This is a genomic window from Mycobacterium sp. TH-M15 (genome assembly GCF_057473705.1).
Genome location: NZ_JBYCLB010000052.1, coordinates 1 through 1,500, shown reverse-complemented (window position 1 = coordinate 1,500; position 1,500 = coordinate 1). Strand labels below are relative to the sequence as shown.

Here is a 1,500-nt window from a genome sequence, read left to right as displayed (position 1 = left end):
GCTACGCTGACGACGCCACCGGCACCGTCTGGGGCGAAGGCGCCGGCATGGTGCTGGTCGAACGCCAGTCACGGGCACGCCAATTCGGCCACGACGTGTTCGGGCGCATCCGGGCCATCCGCACCAACCACAACGGCAGCGGCAAGCCGATCCTGGCGCCCCGGGTGCGCGCACAACACCAGCTCATCGGCAAAACCCTGGACGCCGCGGGCGTCGAAGCCGCCGACGTGGGCATGATCGAGGGACACGGCACCGCGACTTCGGCCGGCGACCCGGTGGAACTGCTGGCGCTGTTCCAGACATACGGCGCGGCGGGATCCACCGCGCTGCTGGGCTCGGTCAAGTCCAACGCCGGACATGCCCAGGCCGCCTCCGGGGTGCTCGGGCTGATCAAACTCCTGCTCGCGGGCCGGCACGGCTACATTCCGCCAACCCTGTTCTCCGACAACCCCACTCAGAAGCTGGACTGGGATCTGGTCGGTCTGCGGCTGGCCACCAAGCTACACCGGTGGGCGCCGAAAAACGGTGCCCGCTACGGCGCGGTGTCGTCATTCGGCGCCGGCGGCGCCAACGCGCACGCCGTCATCGAGATGCCGGCCGCGACACCGGGATGAGCGTGACGCAGCCCAACGGCGCGGTTCCGGTGCTGCTGACCGCGGCGACCGCCGACCTAGTACGCCGCCAGGCGGCTGACCTACTCGGCTATGCCGCCGCACATCCCGAGGTGGCGCCGCAGGAGATCGCCAGAATGCTGTTCCGGACCCGCTCAGCGCGCCCGCACCGAGCGCTGGCGATGGTGACCAGCACCGACGAGCTGCTCACCGCGCTGCGGGCGATCGCCGACGGCCGCGAGCACCCCGCCGTTGTAGCCACCACCGCGCCGGCCGTGCCGCGCAGGGTCGGCTACGTCTTCCCCGGCCAGGGCGGCCAACGGCCCGGGATGGGACGGCTGTACTACGACTCGTTACCGGCGTTTCGCGCCGAGGCGGATCGCTGCGCCGAAGCGTTCCTGGCGGAGGCCGGCGCATCGCCGCTGGATTACCTGCTGGCCGACGATCATCCAGGCGACGCCGCTTGGCGCGTCCAGCCCGCGCTGTTCACCCAGATGGCAGCGTTGGCGGCGACGTGGCGCTCGTTCGGGGTGGCCCCGAAGGCCGCCATCGGCCACAGCCAGGGCGAGATCGCCGCCGCCTACGTGTCCGGTGCGGTCAGCCTGGCCGACGCGGTGCGTGTCGTCATCATCCGCGCCCGCGCCGCCGACGAGTTCGGCGCCGGTGGCCACGCGATGGCCGCGGTCGCCGCCGACCGGGACACCTTCGAAGACATCCTGGCCCGCTGTTCGGGCTTCGTGGAACTGGCGGTGGTCAATTCACCTGGAATGGCGGCGATCTCGGGTGATCGAGCCACCGTGCGCGCCATCGTGGACACGCTCACCGAGCGGGGAGTGTTCGCCAAACTCATCGGTGTGCACTATCCCGCGCACACCAGCCTGATCAACCG

The 1,500-nt window shown here is 70.9% G+C and carries 2 protein-coding genes; both read left to right on the top strand.

What is annotated here, in order from left to right; all coding sequences use genetic code 11:
• On the top strand, positions 1-614 hold a 614-nt coding region (locus tag AC2VNT_RS01340), incomplete at its 5' end, for a beta-ketoacyl [acyl carrier protein] synthase domain-containing protein (protein ID WP_486945147.1).
• A 2-nt stretch (positions 615-616) separates the two neighbouring features.
• Positions 617-1,500, top strand: an 884-nt coding sequence (locus AC2VNT_RS01335; RefSeq protein WP_486945146.1) for an acyltransferase domain-containing protein, incomplete at its 3' end; no start/stop codon positions are given.